The sequence below is a fragment of the Nostocoides vanveenii genome (assembly GCF_039531165.1).
Classification (GTDB): Bacteria; Actinomycetota; Actinomycetes; order Actinomycetales; family Dermatophilaceae; genus Nostocoides_A; species Nostocoides_A vanveenii.
Genome location: NZ_BAAAPN010000064.1, coordinates 1 through 571 on the forward strand (window position 1 = coordinate 1; position 571 = coordinate 571).

Genomic DNA, 571 nt, shown 5'->3' on the forward strand with positions numbered 1-571 from the left:
GTGCTGGCAGTTACCCGCGACGAGCGTGGTGGGCGGGAGGTGTTCATCGAGACCCTGGTCAGCGAGGCGGGCTGCCCGTCGTGTGGGGTGGTCACAGCCCGGGTGCATCAGCGCACCATGCAGCGGGTTCGGGATGTGCCTTTCGACGGGCAGGTGACGGTGTGGTGGGTGAAGAAGCGGTGGCGTTGCGGCGAATCGCTCTGCGGGAAGGCGACGTTCACCGAGCACACCGACCAGGTCCCGCCCTACGCGCGGCTGACGACCCGGCTCAAGGAACGGATCGTCACGGCGCTGTCTGGGGAGGTCCGCTGCGTGGATGCGGTCGCCGCCGAGCTCGGGGTGTCGTGGCCGACCGCGATGCGGCAGCTGACCCGCGCCGCTTCTGCCAACGCCGAGCGAGCGGCGGCACGACCCGCGCTGGTGTATTCCCTGGGGATTGATGAGCACCGGTTCCGCGCCGTCCGCTGGTACAGGGACGAGCACGACACGTGGCGGCGAGTCGAGCCGTGGATGACGACGTTCACCAACTTGGCCACCGGGCAGGTGATCGGCGTCGTCGACGGCCGTGACT

Annotated in this window: 1 protein-coding gene; it reads left to right on the forward strand. The window is 69.4% G+C overall.

Translation table 11 applies throughout. The features are described 5' to 3' along the window. On the forward strand, positions 1-571 hold a 571-nt coding region (locus tag ABD209_RS15510; protein WP_344067819.1), incomplete at both ends, for a transposase family protein.